The organism is Kumtagia ephedrae, assembly GCF_003012745.1.
Lineage (GTDB): Bacteria > Pseudomonadota > Alphaproteobacteria > Rhizobiales > Rhizobiaceae > Kumtagia > Kumtagia ephedrae.
On the sequence record NZ_PXYK01000003.1, the window covers coordinates 41025 to 55011 of the forward strand.

Annotated in this window: 11 protein-coding genes and 1 pseudogene; 9 read left to right on the plus strand and 3 right to left on the minus strand. The window is 67.4% G+C overall.

Translation table 11 applies throughout. The annotated features are described in order from the left end of the window. Positions 1-141 precede the first annotated feature (141 nt). From C7I84_RS03405 to C7I84_RS03425, 5 genes and pseudogenes are all read left to right on the plus strand, one after another. The gene (locus C7I84_RS03405; protein ID WP_106770758.1) at positions 142-1308 is read left to right on the plus strand and encodes an NAD(P)/FAD-dependent oxidoreductase; all 1167 of its coding nucleotides are present in this window, start codon (positions 142-144) and stop codon (positions 1306-1308) included. Then, the gene (locus C7I84_RS03410) at positions 1305-3155 is read left to right on the plus strand and encodes a branched-chain amino acid ABC transporter ATP-binding protein/permease (protein ID WP_245428303.1); all 1851 of its coding nucleotides are present in this window, start codon (positions 1305-1307) and stop codon (positions 3153-3155) included. Before C7I84_RS03405 ends, C7I84_RS03410 begins: the two co-directional genes overlap by 4 nt. Before the next feature lie 32 nt (positions 3156-3187). Beyond that, positions 3188-4360 (plus strand): ABC transporter substrate-binding protein, encoded by a 1173-nt coding sequence (locus C7I84_RS03415; RefSeq protein WP_106770759.1) that lies wholly within the window; start codon positions 3188-3190, stop codon positions 4358-4360. 79 nt (positions 4361-4439) lie between these two features. After that, positions 4440-5069: pseudogene (locus C7I84_RS03420) on the plus strand (ABC transporter ATP-binding protein); the annotation flags it as partial. Positions 5070-5074: 5 nt separating this feature from the next. Further along, the gene (locus C7I84_RS03425; protein ID WP_106770761.1) at positions 5075-5956 is read left to right on the plus strand and encodes a branched-chain amino acid ABC transporter permease; all 882 of its coding nucleotides are present in this window, start codon (positions 5075-5077) and stop codon (positions 5954-5956) included. A 12-nt stretch (positions 5957-5968) separates the two neighbouring features. Here the strand turns inward: C7I84_RS03425 and C7I84_RS03430 are convergent, their stop codons facing one another. The 3 genes from C7I84_RS03430 to C7I84_RS03440 form a co-directional block, all read right to left on the minus strand. Continuing rightward, positions 5969-6958, minus strand: a complete 990-nt coding sequence (locus tag C7I84_RS03430) for an alginate lyase family protein (protein ID WP_106770762.1) — start codon at positions 6956-6958, stop codon at positions 5969-5971. Positions 6959-7074: 116 nt separating this feature from the next. Beyond that, entirely contained in the window at positions 7075-8148 is a 1074-nt protein-coding gene (locus C7I84_RS03435; RefSeq protein WP_106770763.1) for a LacI family DNA-binding transcriptional regulator, read from the minus strand. 133 nt (positions 8149-8281) lie between these two features. Next, complete coding sequence (locus C7I84_RS03440; protein WP_106770764.1) at positions 8282-9052, minus strand: L-iditol 2-dehydrogenase; 771 nt, start codon at positions 9050-9052, stop codon at positions 8282-8284. 245 nt (positions 9053-9297) lie between these two features. Here C7I84_RS03440 and C7I84_RS03445 point away from each other — a divergent pair, with 245 nt between their 5' ends. From C7I84_RS03445 to C7I84_RS03460, 4 genes are all read left to right on the plus strand, one after another. After that, positions 9298-10395, plus strand: coding sequence for a sugar ABC transporter substrate-binding protein (locus C7I84_RS03445; protein WP_106770765.1), 1098 nt, complete (start codon positions 9298-9300; stop codon positions 10393-10395). Positions 10396-10495: 100 nt separating this feature from the next. Then, a complete protein-coding gene (locus C7I84_RS03450) occupies positions 10496-11500 on the plus strand; it encodes an ABC transporter permease (protein WP_106770766.1) in 1005 nt (334 codons plus the stop codon). Continuing rightward, positions 11497-13023, plus strand: a complete 1527-nt coding sequence (locus tag C7I84_RS03455; RefSeq protein WP_106770767.1) for a sugar ABC transporter ATP-binding protein — start codon at positions 11497-11499, stop codon at positions 13021-13023. The genes C7I84_RS03450 and C7I84_RS03455 overlap by 4 nt, the downstream gene beginning before the upstream one ends. Continuing rightward, entirely contained in the window at positions 13020-13979 is a 960-nt protein-coding gene (locus C7I84_RS03460) for an ABC transporter permease (protein WP_106770768.1), read from the plus strand. The genes C7I84_RS03455 and C7I84_RS03460 overlap by 4 nt, the downstream gene beginning before the upstream one ends. Positions 13980-13987 lie beyond the last annotated feature (8 nt).

Genomic DNA, 13987 nt, shown 5'->3' on the forward strand with positions numbered 1-13987 from the left:
ATACGGCACCGTTCAAGGGGGTAGGGATCACTGAAGAGAAACAAACATATCAAATGAGAGATATCATTGGTGAAGAGATATTGACGCAGAGGAACGCCTCGTTCTAGCGTGCGTGCAACAGCGGAGACTGTGGGGAACACAATGGGGAACGGAAGCGACGTCATCGTCGTAGGCGCCGGCATCGTCGGATCGAGCGCGGCCTATCACCTCGCTGCCGAAGGGGCTTCGGTCACGCTGATCGAGCAGTCGCATCCGGCCGGCGGGCCGACCGGCAAATCCTCCGCCCTGCTGCATGCCTTCTACCTGATGCCGGAACTGTCGCAGCTTGCGATCCGTGGCCGGGACATCCTCGTTTCCTTGCCGGAGATTGCCGGCGAGGGCGCCTTCGTCACCCAGATCGGCATGATGTGGGTCTGCGGAAAGGACAATGCGGAAAGCTGGAGCGCCGCCGCCGAACGCATCCGCGGCGAGGGTGCCGCGATGGAGACGCTGACGCCGCAGGCTTTCGCCGACGCTGCTCCGGGCTTCACGCTGGATGACGTGACGCTCGCCATCTGGGAGCCGGAATACGGCTATGCCGACGCCTTCGGCGCCACCAACGCAATCGCCCGCGCGGCGCGCGCCAAGGGCGCGAGGCTTTTGCAGAACACGCCGGTGGCCCGGCTGCTGCGGCAGGGCGACCGGGTGACGGGCGTCGAGCTGAAGGACGGCGCCTGTCTGGAGGTGGATACGGTCGTGCTGGCCGCCGGGCCGTGGACGCGGCGGCTGCTGGCGACCGCCCAGCTCGACCTGCCGCTGCATGTCGAGCGCCATCCGATGGCGGTGCTCGACGCCGGCGGCAAGGCGCGGCAGGTGATGCCCTTCGCCTGGTGCGACGACATCTCCTGCAACTATGCCCGGCCCGACAATGACGGCGTCATCCTTGCCGGCACCTGGGCCGGCGGCGGCACCGGCGTGCGCCACGAGGAGGCCGTGCGGCCGCGTTTGGTCGAGGACCCCGATCACTACATGGAAGGCATGGACGAGGCCGAATCGGTGGAGATCGTCGAAACCTTCGCCACCCGCGTCCCGGCCATGCTCCAACTTGGCATCCGGCCGGGCTATGCCGGCCTCTACGACATGAGCCCCGACGACCTGCCGGTGATCGGCGCCATGCCGGGCGTCGAGGGGCTGGTCGTCTCGGCGGGCTCGTCCGGGCACGGCTTCAAGACCGGTCCGGCCGTCGGCGAGGCGATCGCGCATCTGGTGACGCGAGGGCCGCAGCCGATCCTGGCGCCGTTCTCGCCGACCCGCTTCAAGGCCGCATGATGGTGTCGGTGACGGCAAGCGAGACGAGGTCGCGGCCGTTCCTGCCGGCCGCCTTCCGCAATGCCTTTGTCGATGCGCTCGCCATGGTCGCGGTGCTGGTGCTCGCGGGCTTGGCCGTCTTCCTGTTCGGCGGGGCGGCGATGCAGCGTGTCGTCACTTACGCCGCGATCATGCTGACGGCCGTGCTCGGGCTGCAGATATTCTCCGGCAACACCGGCATCGTCTCCTTCGGCCATGCCGCGTTCGTGGGGCTCGGCGCCTACGCCACCGGCATTCTCACCATGCCGGCCGCCTTGCAGCGCACTGCGCTGCGCGACCTGCCGCCATTCCTCGCCGGCCACGAGCTCTCCTTCTTCGCCGCGCTCGCCGTAGTGCTGGTGCTGGCCGTGCTGATCGGCCTCCTCACCGGCACGCCGCTGCTGAGACTTTCCGGGTCGAGCATGGCGATCGCCACGCTGGCCATGCTGATCATCGTCTACACGCTGCTGGTGGCGAGCCGCGAGATCACGCGCGGCAGCCAGCCCTTCTACGGCGTGCCGCGCGAGGTGGGTCTGTGGACGGCTGTCGTCGTTGCGTCGATCGCATTGCTCGCGGCGCGGCTGTTCCGTGAGACATCGTTCGGCCTTGCGGCCCGCGCCGCCGCCGACGACGAGCGCGGGGCGGCGGCCGTCGGCGTCGACCACCGCACCGCGCGGCTCGCCGCCTGGGTTCTGAGCGCGGTCGCCGCCATGGCCGCCGGCGCGATGATGGCGCAGTTCCTCGGCGCGTTCTCGCCGCGCGACTTCTATTTCGACCTCGGCTTCACGCTGCTCGCCATGTTGATCGTCGGCGGCATGAGTTCCTCGCTCGGTGCCTTTGCCGGAGTCGTGGTGACGATCGTCGTCGTCGAGGTGGTGCGCCGCTTCGAGGGCGGCGGGGTGGTGCTCGGCTTCCAACTGCCCGTCCTGTTCGGCCTGACCCAGGGCGTGCTCGCCGTCGCCATGATCCTCGTCATCTGGCGGCGCCCGACCGGCCTGTTCGGCGACCGCGAGCTCGATCTGCTGCGTCGCTCGGAAAGCGCTTCCATCGCAGCCTCGGCGGAGCCGCCGCGGCGCGCCGGTGCTGGCCACGTCGCCGCCGACCACCTGAGCCGCCGCTATGCCGGCGTGGTCGCGGTCGACGACGTCACGCTTTCTTTCGACACCGACAGCATCACCGGCATCATCGGTCCCAATGGAGCCGGCAAGACGACGCTGCTCAACATGCTGGCCGGCGACGTCCAGCCGAGCGCCGGCAGCGTGTCGATCGGCATGCCGGTCGGCAAGGCATCGGCCTTCCGCTTCGCCCGCGCCGGTATCGCCCGTACTTTCCAGAACATCCGCATTTTTCCGCGCATGACGGTGCTGGAGAATGTCGTGGTCGCCGCCCGCCAGGTCGAACCGGACCTCGCCGCCGCCGAAGCCGCCGCGATGCGCGAGCTTGCCCGCATGGGGCTGGAGGCGTTTGCCGATCGGCCGGCCGCAGGGCTCGCCTACGGCTTGCGCAGGCGACTCGAGGTGGCGCGCGCCCTGGCGCTGAAGCCGCGCTTCCTGCTGCTCGACGAGCCGGCGGCGGGCATGAACGCGGTGGAGACGGCGGAGCTGGTTGCCATCCTCGCGGCGGTGCGCGCCGAGCGGCGCATTGGCGTCATCCTGATCGAGCACGACATGCGGCTGGTCATGAACCTCTGCGAGCGCGTCGTCGTCATCGACCACGGCCGGGTCATCGCCGACGGCACGCCGGCCGAGGCGCAGACCAATCCGGCCGTCGTCGCCGCCTATCTCGGCAGCCGCACCGCCCGCGCCCACATGGACGCCAAGACAGACTGAACCACAACCGGGAACACAGAAGGAGACAAGATATGCCCACGAGCCTTTACCGCCGTCACCACGCAGCGCTGTGCGCCGCCGTCTTCGGCATTGCCCTGACCGCCGCTCCGGCGCTCGCGGAAGAGATCATCATCGGCGCCGCCACCGCCCAGACCGGAGGGCTGGCGCCCTACGACCAGCCGGCACTGGCCGGCCTTCGCATGGCGCTGGACGAGCTCAACGCCAAGGGTGGGCTCGGCGGCAAGTACAAGGTGAACCTCATCATCAAGGACACCCGCTCCGACACCGCCCAGACCGCTACCGTGGCGCAGGAACTGATCGACGCCGGCGCCAAGATCATGATCACGCCCTGCGACGCCGACCCGTCGATCTCCGCCGGCCAGCTCACCCAGCCGCTCGGCATCCCGACGCTGACGCTCTGCGGCTCCGCGCCGGTGCTCACCGAGGCGGTCGGCGACGTCATGTTCGGCACCTACCCGGCCGACAACGTGCAGGCGACCGCGGTCGCCGACTTCGCCATCGCCGAGGGCAAGAAGAAGGTCTTCCTGCTCACCTCGCCGGACGCCACCTACACCGCCAATCTTCCCGAATATTTCGGAAAAGTGTTCGAGAAAAAGGGAGGAACCGTCGTCGGACGAGGCACTTTTACGATGGGACAGCCTGATTTTTCGGCTGAAATCACCAACATTAAGGGCCTCGCCGACCAGCCGGACCTGATCATGACGGCGGCCTACGAGCCGGATTTCCCGGCTTTCATCCAGCAGCTGCGCGCCGCCGGCGTGACCATCCCCGTCTACGGCGCCGACGCCATCGGCACGCCGACCATCAAGGGGCTCGGCAGCCTGGTCGACGGCGTGGTGTTCACCGCCGCCGGTTACGCAGAACCGGGCAGCAAGCTGGAGGCCTTCAACGCCGCCTTCGCCAAGCATGCCGGCCATGCGCCGGAATCGACCTATGAGGTGAACGGCTACGAGATCGGACTGATCCTCGACGAGGCGGTGAAGACGGCCGGCTCCGACGATCCGAAGGCGATCCGCGACGCCATCGCCAATCTCAAGGACTTCGATGGCATTACCGGCAAGATCACCTATGCCGGCACCGACCGCATGCCGCTCAGGCCGGTGGCGCTGATGCGCTACGAGGGCGGCGAGCAGAAGCATGTCGAGACGGTCACGCCGGACGCAGCCGACGTCCCGGCGCCGTGACGCCATGCTTGCCGTCGAAGCCCTGAAGATCCGGTACGGCGAGGTCGAGGCGGTGCGCCGCGTCGACCTTTCCGTGGGCGGCGGCGAGATCATCGCGCTGGTCGGCGCCAACGGCGCCGGCAAGAGCTCGACGCTCGGCGCCATTGCCGGCCTGGTGGCGCCTGCGGCCGGCCGGATCGTCTTCGACGGCACAGACATAACGGGGAAGCCGCCGGAGACGATCTCGCGCCGCGGCGTCTCGCTGGTGCCAGAGGGCCGGCGCATCTTCGCCAGCCTCAGCGTGGCCGAGAATTTGCGCCTCGGCGGGGCGATGCATCTCGCGGCGCCCGAAGCCAAGGCGCGCGAGCAGGAGATGTTGGACCTTTTTCCGATTCTGAGGCGCTACCACCGCATCAAGGGCGGCAACCTTTCCGGCGGCGAGCAGCAGATGCTGGCGATCGCGCGTGCCCTGATGGCCAAGCCCCGCCTCATCCTGCTCGACGAACCGTCGCTTGGGCTCGCGCCGCGGATGATCGACACGGTGTTCGACCTGATCGCCGGTTTACGCCGCAACGGCCTCACCGTGCTTTTGGTCGAGCAGAACGTGGCGCTGGCGCTGGAGATCGCCGACCGCGCCACCGTGCTTGCCAATGGCGAGGCGGTGTTGGCTGGCACGGCGAAGGAACTCGCCACCTCCGACCTCGTCCGCCAAGCCTATCTCGGAGCTTAGGAAAAATGGTCGCGCAGCAGATCATCAATGCGGTGAGCCTCGGCGGCGTCTACGCGCTGCTGGCGCTCGGCCTGGCGATCGTCTTCTCCATCGTCGGATTGATCAACTTCGCCCATGGCGAGCTGATGACGGTCTCCGGCTATGCGCTGCTGGCCTCGCTGTTCCTCGGCTTTCCCTTTCCGGCCGCCGTGCTCGTGGCGGTCGCGTGCGGCGCGCTGGCGGCGGTCGCCATGGAGCGCGTCGCCTTCCGGCCGATGCGCGGCGCAAGCATAACCAGCCTGCTGCTCACCAGCTTCGCGGTCTCCAGCCTGCTGAAGGTGGTCTTCCAGAACGGCGTCTCGGCTCGGCCGCAGGCGATCGCCATGCCCAGCTGGATGACCGGCGCCTTCTCACTTGGCGACTTCACCATCGGCGTGGGGCCGACCATCTCCATCGTCGTCTCCGTGCTGGCGCTGATCGCGCTGGAGGTTTTCCTGCGCCGCTCGGTCACCGGCACGGCGATGCGTGCCGCGGCCGAGGATTTCGACGTGGTGCGGCTGCTGGGCATTCCGGCGAGCCGGATCATCGCCACCGCCTTTCTGCTCTCCGGCCTGCTCGCTGGGCTCGCCGCCATGCTATGGGTGGCGCAGCGTGCCTCCGTCGACCCGCTGATGGGGTTTACTCCCGTGCTGAAGGCCTTCATCGCCGCCGTCGTCGGCGGCCTGGGCAGCCTGCCCGGCGCGGTCGCCGGGGGCTTCCTGCTCGGCGTGATCGAGGTGTTTTTGCAGGCGACGCTGCCTGCGGCGGCCGCGCCTTATCGCGACGCCATCGTGCTGTCCGGCGTTATCGCCGTGCTGCTCGTCCGCCCGCAGGGGCTGATCCCGGCGGTGCGTGTCCAGCGGAGCTGAGAAGATCGCCAATCATCGGGCATCGTTCATCGCATCGTAGAGCATGCATACGTTCCCGCCCAGCCGCCGCAGCGACGGGCATTTGCCTGCTTCGAGGCCAGGTGTCGGGGATGCGGCTATTGTCCGGTAGAGGCGAAGCCATGACCGCGCGTAGGCGGCGGGCTCCTGCGGTGCGCCCGCCGCGCCCGCGAGCGTGGCCGGGTCTTTCGCAGCCCGGTCCACCAGGGACATGAGGCGTGCCAGCCGCGGGTCCTGCACGAAGGGCTCGCCGGCGGATTTGGTCAGGACGAGGGTCAAGCCGAAGAGCGCCTGCGCCGCGAAGGCGTGGTAGGAGGTTGCCTTGCTTCCGCGCTCCAATTCCATCGGCAGGGTGCCGTCTTCCTGGATCGAGGATAGCGCTTCCTCCGCGACGCCCTTGCTCCAGTCCGTCAGTTCTGGATCGTCGAGGAGATAGCCCGTCGCGGCGACGGCGAAACCGATCCAGTAGTAGATGTTCGTCCGCGCCTTGGCGCCACGGTTCTCGACGCGGCGCTCGGCGTAGTCCAGAAGCTCCCGGGCCAGCGCGGAAAGCCATTCCTTCACGATCGCCGGCTGCTCGTGGTTGGTGAAATCGAGCTTGATGAGGCTCGCGGCTATCGTGCCGGCCGCCCAGACGCGGACGGCGTCCGCCTGGGCGGAGAAGGACGAGCCCAGCAGCGAACCTTCCTTCGCCCAAGCTTCCACCAGACCCATCGCGCAGCGCCGGTCGGCTTCGTCGCCGGTGCGTCCATACTTGTCGGTCGTCTCGATCAGCAGATCGAGAAAACGCTCCAGCGATTGGCGCTTGGCGGTATTTTCGGCCGCGATCTCCGGATCTGCTACGGATCCCTGCCGGTCGACATAGACGTTCTTGGTCTGCAGTTCGGTGACGGCGTCGGGCGGCACCGGGCAAGCGGATGCAGCGCCGATGCCACCGGCCAGCAGGAGCAGGACCAGCAGGGAGCCGGCAAATCCGCCTCTCATTCCGGACGGCTCATGGGCGATCGTTCCTTTCCGTCGTGGGGCGCTGGGGGAGCACCGAGGGGGGAGCCTATCGATGGATCGCAACCATGTCTTCCCCGCAGCCGCGTCTTGGCCGCTTACCTTCTCCGTGTCGTGGCACGCTCGATCAGGGGCGCCGAGACGATCATCGGCGCGGCCACCGGCGCGCCGCCGGCGGTGGCTGCCGTCACGACCGCGACAGCCTTGTCGACCATGCCCGCGGCATCGTGCAGGAATGTGGTCAGACCGATCGAGGCCCAGGACGCGGCGGGGATGTCGTCGAAGCCGGCGATCAGCACGTCTTCCGGAACGCGCAGGCCGAGCGACTGGCGCAAGGCGTCGATCGCGCCGATGGCAAGCAGATCGTTGGCGCAGAACAGAGCCTCGGGCCTCTGCCTGCCTGAAAACATCCTCAGTGCGGCGGCGAAGCCGCCTTCATAGCGGTAGTCGCCAGGTTCCACGGCCGGCGGCCGGGCGCCGAGTTCGGCCAGCCTGCCCTCGAAACCCTTGCGGCGATCGATGTTGGCACGGCTGCCGGCCGGGCCGGTGATGAATCCGAATGAGCGGGCTCCGCGCGCCACGAACAGGTCGGCGATGGTGCGGCCAGCCTCGACATTGTCGCAGGACACCGACGTGACCCAGTCGTTCTGGATGGCGGTATTGAAGGAGATCACCGGAATCCTCAGCCTGGCAAGCGCATCGGCGGCCTGCGGCGACAGGACGGCCAGGGCGCTGACGATCGCGTCGACCCGGTAGCTCGCCAGCTTCGGGATGACGTCGTCGAGTGCGTGGTCGCTCTCTGCATGGACGATGAGGACCTGCTGCCCGGCGGCCTGGAATCTTACGGTGAACTCGTCCAGCACCGTCGTGTAGAAGGGGTTGTACAGGCCGCCGACGACGATCGCCACGAGGTTGGACTTGTGGGTGAGCATGATGCGCGGGATCAGGCTCGGCCGATAGTCGAGGCGCTTTGCGGCGTCCAGCACCTTCTGGCGCGTGACCTCCGAAACCTTGGCGCCGCCGCTGAAGGTCCGCGAGACGGCCGACTGCGACACGCCAGCCATGCGCGCGACATCCACCGAGGAGGCGTATTTCTTGCCGGCCTCGCGCACGAGATCCGCGTGGCCGGCCTGGCCCTGCGTGGCAGCGGCGGATTTCTTTCGGGCGGTCATCGAGCGATGTCCGACGTCCTGTGCTGCTGCCGGGTTCCGGTATGGTCCACGCGATCTCCGAGAATCAGACGAAAATTCGGCTGCCAGCATCGCCGGCCCAGGCCTTCGGGACAACTGCCGGCCGTCTGCCCGCTCAACTCATCCAGTTGCCGCCGTCGACGTTCAGCGTCTGCGCCACGATGTAGTCTGCGTCGTCGCTTGCCAGAAACACCGCCGCGCCGGCGATATCGGCGGGAACACCCATGCGGCCGTATGGGACGGCCTCGCCGACCAGCCGCTTTTTCTCGCCGATCGGGCGGTTCTCGTATTTGGCGAAGAGCGCGTCCACCACGTCCCACATCGGCGTGTCGATCACGCCCGGCGCGATGGCGTTGACGTTGATGCGGTGCTTGATGAGCTCCAGCGCGAGGCTCTGCGTGAGGCTGATCACGGCGGCCTTGCTGGCGCAGTAGACGGCGACGTTGGCCTCGCCGCGCCGGCCCGCCTGGCTCGAGAAATTGATGATCTTGCCGCCCTTGCCGGCGGCGATCATGCGCCTGGCGACGGCCTGGGCGGTGAACAGCAGGCCGCGCACGTTGATGTCGAACTGCCGGTCGAAATCGGCTTCGGTGATCTCGGCCAGCGGCGCCATGTTGAACACGGCGGCGCCGTTCACCAAAATGTCGACGGGGCCGAACCGATCCTGCACGTTCGCCGCCATCTCCTCGATCGAAGCGAGGCGGCTGACGTCGACGGCCGTGGCCGAAGCCTGCGGCCCGATCTCGGCAGCTGTCCTGGTCGCCTCATCGATCAAAAGGTCGGCGACCACGACCTTGGCGCCTTCCTCCACATAGCGTTCGGCAATGGCGCGGCCGATGCCGCGGGCACCGCCGGTGATCAGCGCGAGCTTGTCCTTGAGCTTCATGTCTCTCCCCCTTGCGGATGTGGCCATTGACAGCGATAATCGATCGTGCATAGCTATGCACACCCATCGCAGGGGCGTCAATCCGCCCTCCAAGGACTGGATTGTCGATAATGTCCGCGACGGGTCAGGCGGGAGGAGAACCGCCTTCATGCATTGACGGCCGGCTATGAGAGGACATCGCCGGCCGATCCCAATTCGTCAGGAGAATGCAGGGCCGGGAGCCCATAATTCGGGAGGAGACGTCCATGACAAAGCATATCCTTGCCGTCACGATGCGCCGCTCGCTCGGCCGCCGCGATTTTCTGAAAGGGGCCACGCTGCTTGGCGCAGCCGGCGCGTTCCCCGCCATCATCACCAGCCGGAGCCTTGCGCAGGACAAGCCGACGGTGGTGAATTCGATCCGCTCGCTGTCCAATCCTTATCACGCGACCTGGAACAAGGGTGGCGCCGCCTTCGCCAAGTCCGTCGGCACCGAGTACGTGACGCTGGTGACCGAAGGGAACAGCGAGAAGGGTATCGCCGATATCAAGGCGATCCTGGCCAAGACCGGTGGCAATTGCGTCGTCAACGTCGATCCGAACGACAGCCCCGACGCACGGCCCATCGTCGAGGCCTGCAAGGCCGCCGGTGCATATGTGGTGACGCAGTGGAACAAGCCGGCCGACCTGCATCCCTGGGACTTCGATCCGAACTACGTCGCCCATATCTCGTTCAGCGGCGTGCCCTATGGCAAGGCGATGGCCGAGACGCTGATCAAGGCGATGGGCGGCAAGGGCGGCATCGTGGCGCTGGGCGGCATCGAATCCAACGTACCGGCTATCGAGCGCAAGGCCGGCCTCGAGGAGGCGTTGAAGGCCAACCCGGATGTCAAGCTGCTCGACATGCAGGTGGCCAACTGGTCGGCCACCGAGGCGCTTGAGAAGACCAATGCCTGGGTCACCCAGTTCGGCGACGAGATCGGCGGCATCTGGGCGGCCAATGACGACATGGCGCTGGCCGCCGTGGAAGCGTTGCGCGCCGAGGGCCGCGCCGGCAAGGTGCCGGTGACCGGCATCGACGGCATCCAGCTGGCGGTGGAGGCGATCCAGAAGGGCGAACTCGCCGGCACCGTCGCCTGGGACCCGTACTGGCAGGGCGGAATGGGCCTGTCGATCGGCTACCACGCCAAGACCGGCACCTTCGACCCGGCCAAGGAAGGGCACGAGCATCGCGAGTTCTACGGCACCGGCGTGATCATCTCGGCGGAGAACGCACAGTCCTTCTACGACAGCAACATCAAGTCGGAGCCGCAGCTCGACTGGAACGACATCTGGGGCCGCGTCAGCGGCCAGATCAAATACTGATCGAGGCAGCGCGGGCGGAATTGTTTTCGCCCTCGCGTCTTCCGCTCCGCCCCGTCCCGCAGCCGCCGGCTGTTGTTTCCAAGCGCGATCAGATCACGGAATGGCGACCCTGAGCACGACCGAAGCGACAGAGCATGCCCAATCGCCAAAGCCGGTCCGCAAATTCCGGCTGGCGTCGTGGGCGCCGGTGGCCATCCTCCTCCTGCTTTGCGCGATCATCGCGCTGATCAACCCGAACTTCCTGAGCTTCGGCAATCTGGTGCGCATCAGCCAGGCGGCGATGATCCCGCTGGTGCTCGGCCTCGGGGCGACCTTCATCATCCTGATGGGCTCGATCGACCTGTCGGTCGAGGGCGTGCTGACGTTGTCGGCCGTGATGCTGTCGATGCTGGTGCTGAACGGCGCCAACGTCAACGATTACGGCTTGCTGGCGGTGCTGTTCGTGCTCGCGGCCGGCGCGGCGGTCGGTTTCGTCAACGGCGTGGTGCATGTGCGGCTCAAGGTGCCGTCCTTCATGACGACGCTCGGCGTCTGGTTCATCGGCGTCGGCGTCGCCAATGCACTGCTCGGCGGCATGGCGATCCGCGTCAACGATCCGTGGGTGAGGGGGCTGGCGATCGAGCGTTTCCTCGGCTTTCCCTGGGGCGTCTGGCTGGCGGGCGCATGCCTTGTCGTCGCGCTGGTCATCCAGAACCATACCCGCCTCGGCCGCCACATCTATGCGCTCGGCGGCGGCGAGGAGCTGGCCGCGCTCTCCGGCATCTCGGTGGCACGCGTGCGCATACTGGCCTTCACGCTGGCCGGCATCTTCTATGCCGTAGGCGGCATCCTCGCGGCGGCGCAGCTCGGCCTCGGTAATGCACAGATCGGCAATGGCCGGCTTTTCACCACCGTGACGGCCGTCGTCGTCGGCGGCACGGCGCTGTCGGGCGGGCAGGGCGGCGTGCTGCAGACGCTGGTCGGCGTGCTCATCGTCGTCGTGCTCGCCAACGGCATGGTGCTGATGGGCGTGCCGCCGAGCATCCAGATCGGCGTGCAGGGCCTGATGATCATCGCCGCGGTGGCCATGTCGATCGACCGCAAGCTGATGCGGATCGTCAAATGAGCGCGGCCGCCGTCCAGCCCGTGCTGTCGCTGGTTGGCGTCGACAAGCGCTTTCCCGGCGTGCATGCGCTGAAGGGCGTGTCGATCGACATCCGTCCCGGCGAGGTGGTCGGTTTGATCGGCGAGAACGGCGCCGGCAAGTCGACGCTGATGAAGATTCTTTCCGGCGTCTACCAGCACGATTCCGGCGAGATCCTGAAAGAAGGCAAGCCGACTCGTTTCCACGACGCCGCCGATGCCAACAGCAAGGGTATCGGCATGGTGTTCCAGGAGCAGTCGCTGCTCACCAACCTGACGGTGGGCGAGAACATCTATCTCGGCAACGAGAAGCAGTTCACGCGGCTGGGCATCGTCGACTGGCGGCGGCTCTACGCTGCCGCGGCGCGGCAGCTCGCCAAGGTCAAGGTCGACGTCGATCCGCGTACCCGCACCGACGAGCTCGGCTTCGCCACGCGCCAGATGGTCGAGCTCGCCAAGGCGCTGACGCTGGAGGAGAACGCCGCCGGCCATCTCGTCATCCTGCTCGACGAGCCGACCTCGGTGCTGGAGCGCGCCGAGATCGACATCCTATTCGCTCGCGTGCGGGCGCTGAAGGCACGCGCCTCCTTCATCTTCGTGTCGCACCGGCTGGACGAGGTGCTGGAGCTGTCGGACCGCATCTATGTGATGAAGGACGGCGCCGTTGTCGGGGAGCTCGAGGCGGCCGGCGCCGATGTCACTCGGCTGCACCAGATGATGGTGGGGCGCAGCCTGCAGGCCGAGTACTACCGCGAGCCGCTGCAGAAGCCGCACCGCAGCGATGTGATGCTAAAGGCCGACGGTCTGACGCTGGCTGGCGCCTACAAGGACATAAGCTTCAAGCTGCATGCCGGCGAGATTCTCGGCATCGCCGGGGTCATCGGCTCGGGCCGCGAGGAACTGACGCGCACGCTGGCCGGGTTCGCGCCGCATGGCGGCGGGCGGCTCGTGGTCGAAGCCAAGGAGGCGGTGCTGCGGACGCCGGCCGAGGCGGTGGACGCCGGCATCGGCTACATCCCGCGCGAGCGCCGCGTCGAGGGGCTGGTGCTGTTCCTGCCGGTCGCGGCGAACATCACGCTGGCCGATCTTGGCGGGCTCACCCGCCATGGCCTGATCGACGCGCGCGAGGAACGCCGGCTGGCGTCGAACTGGGTGGACCGGCTGAAGATCCGGACGCCCTCCATCAACGCGCTCTGCCTCAACCTGTCGGGCGGCAACCAGCAGAAGGTGGTGCTCGCCAAATGGCTCAATGCCAGGGTGAAGATCCTCATCCTCGACCATCCGACGCGCGGTCTCGACGTCGGCGCCAAGGAGGAAGTGTACGAGCTCGTCCGCGCGGTCACAGCCGAGGGCGTCGCCGTGCTGCTCACCTCCGACACGCTGGAGGAGACGATCGGCCTCAGCCATACCGTGCTGGTGATGCGCGACGGCGAGATCACGCATCGCACGTCGGCCAATCCTGGTGAAAAACCGCGCCAGGTCGATCTGATCGGACATATGGTATGAACGGACGTCTTGACGGCTTGAGTGCTGAGCGGCTGCGGCAATGGCTGCCGCTGGCGACGCTTGTCGTCCTGGTGGTTCTGGTCGGCACGCTGCAGCCTGTCTTCCTGCAGCCGGCGACGCTGCTGCAGCTCGCCAGCGACACCGCGGTGCTGTTCATCCTGGCGACGGGCGTCACCTTCGTCATCATGCTCGGCGGCATCGACCTGTCCATCCAGTCGATGGCGTCGCTGGCCAGCGTAGTCGTGGCACTGACGGTGGCGCGGCTGGGCTACGGGGCCTTCGCGCTGGCGATCGTCATCGGGCTGGCAGCCGGCTTCCTTTCCGGGCTGGCGCATGTGCGGCTGAAAATCCCGTCCTTCATCGCGACGCTCGCCACGGGCGGCGTGCTCTACAGTGCTGCCCTGGTGATCTCGGGCGAGCGGTCGATCACGCTGGCCGATGCCGAGCGCTCCTATCAGAGCTGGATCACCGGCACGCTGTTCGGCGTGCCCGGCGTCATTGTCATCGGACTGGTCGTGCTGGTCGGCGCCCATGTCCTGCAGAGCCACACACGCTTCGGCCGTTACAGCTCGGCGATCGGCGCCGGCGAGCCGGCGGCCTACGCGTCGGGCGTCAAGGTCGGCCGCCAGAAGATCATCGCCTTCGTGCTGTCGGGCGGATTCGCCGCGGTCGCCGGAGTAGTGCTCGCGGGGCGGCTGGCCAGCGGCTCGCCGACGCTCGCCGCCGAGCTGCTGCTGCCTTCCATCGCTGCCGTGGTGGTCGGCGGCACCGCGATCACCGGCGGCGTCGGCAGCATCTGGCGTACGCTGGTCGGCGCCCTGATCATATCGGTCGTGCGCATCGGCATGACCTTCCTTGGCGTCAACATCTTCGCCCAGAACATCGTGTTCGGCATCCTGCTGGTCGCCGCCGTCGCCATCACCATCGACCGGTCGAAGATACCGATCGTCAAATAGGAGTTTAG

What these genes read in the sequence shown, in the direction of transcription:
- C7I84_RS03405 (WP_106770758.1), top strand. Translation starts at nt 142, where the DNA reads ATGGGGAACGGAAGCGACGTCATCGTCGTAGGCGCCGGCATCGTCGGA.
- C7I84_RS03410 (WP_245428303.1), top strand. Translation starts at nt 1,305, where the DNA reads ATGATGGTGTCGGTGACGGCAAGCGAGACGAGGTCGCGGCCGTTCCTG.
- C7I84_RS03415 (WP_106770759.1), top strand. Translation starts at nt 3,188, where the DNA reads ATGCCCACGAGCCTTTACCGCCGTCACCACGCAGCGCTGTGCGCCGCC.
- C7I84_RS03425 (WP_106770761.1), top strand. Translation starts at nt 5,075, where the DNA reads ATGGTCGCGCAGCAGATCATCAATGCGGTGAGCCTCGGCGGCGTCTAC.
- C7I84_RS03430 (WP_106770762.1), bottom strand. Translation starts at nt 6,958, where the DNA reads ATGAGAGGCGGATTTGCCGGCTCCCTGCTGGTCCTGCTCCTGCTGGCC.
- C7I84_RS03435 (WP_106770763.1), bottom strand. Translation starts at nt 8,148, where the DNA reads ATGACCGCCCGAAAGAAATCCGCCGCTGCCACGCAGGGCCAGGCCGGC.
- C7I84_RS03440 (WP_106770764.1), bottom strand. Translation starts at nt 9,052, where the DNA reads ATGAAGCTCAAGGACAAGCTCGCGCTGATCACCGGCGGTGCCCGCGGC.
- C7I84_RS03445 (WP_106770765.1), top strand. Translation starts at nt 9,298, where the DNA reads ATGACAAAGCATATCCTTGCCGTCACGATGCGCCGCTCGCTCGGCCGC.
- C7I84_RS03450 (WP_106770766.1), top strand. Translation starts at nt 10,496, where the DNA reads ATGGCGACCCTGAGCACGACCGAAGCGACAGAGCATGCCCAATCGCCA.
- C7I84_RS03455 (WP_106770767.1), top strand. Translation starts at nt 11,497, where the DNA reads ATGAGCGCGGCCGCCGTCCAGCCCGTGCTGTCGCTGGTTGGCGTCGAC.
- C7I84_RS03460 (WP_106770768.1), top strand. Translation starts at nt 13,020, where the DNA reads ATGAACGGACGTCTTGACGGCTTGAGTGCTGAGCGGCTGCGGCAATGG.